Here is a 292-nt window from a genome sequence, read left to right as displayed (position 1 = left end):
GGTGGCGGCCTCGGCCAGCAAAGTATGCACTTCCTGGATGTCGTGCTGGATCTGCAAGGTGCGCTGCACGCCCTGCTGGGCGCGGCGGCTTTCGGCCCCCATCAGGTAGCTTGAGGCGAGCGCGCCCAGCAGGATCACCAGTGGCACCGCGATCAGCACCAGGCCCTTGACGCGCAAGGAGCGGTTCGACCACCACTGGGACCAGCTCGACAGCGCGCTCATGGGTTCGTCGCGCCGGAATGGCCGAAGCCCAGTTCGACCGCGCGGGCGGCGACCTGGGTGCGGTCGGCCA

At 69.2% G+C, this 292-nt stretch carries 1 pseudogene; it reads right to left on the bottom strand.

The annotated features are described in order from the left end of the window. Nucleotides 1-222, bottom strand: a pseudogene (locus F1735_RS34755) (two-component system sensor protein); the annotation flags it as partial. Nucleotides 223-292: the final 70 nt, after the last annotated feature.

The organism is Massilia genomosp. 1 (genome assembly GCF_011682185.1).
Taxonomy (GTDB): domain Bacteria; phylum Pseudomonadota; class Gammaproteobacteria; order Burkholderiales; family Burkholderiaceae_D; genus Telluria_A; species Telluria_A rubra.
Note: the sequence above shows the minus strand (reverse complement) of the source record. Positions and strands in the feature narration are given on the sequence as shown.